We start from the raw sequence: 240 nt of genomic DNA, 5'->3' as shown, positions 1-240 counted from the left end.
ATTGGGTGCAACCCCAGTCACAATTGCCGAGACATTGGTGCCATGATCATTATTGCTACTGCCCGTACCAAAATCCATTGAAACAGCCACTTTGCAAGAAGCAGGTACACCGGGTGCGGTACATGAGCCAAATGCAGCATTGCCATAATTGATACCGTCATCCAAAACGGCCACAGCGGTGCCATCTCCTTTATAGAGGGCATTGGAAACTGCGGGTTGGTTAATCAGTGGCAGGCTCTG

Annotated in this window: 1 protein-coding gene; it reads right to left on the bottom strand. The window is 50.0% G+C overall.

Annotated elements, in window-relative coordinates:
- The coding region (locus ACZ3GY_RS24740; protein WP_465912463.1) for a S8 family serine peptidase at positions 1–240 on the bottom strand (240 nt) is incomplete at both ends.

This window comes from Pseudomonas sp. PME37.24/006, assembly GCF_055556635.1.
This window is presented reverse-complemented; position numbering and strand designations above follow the sequence as displayed.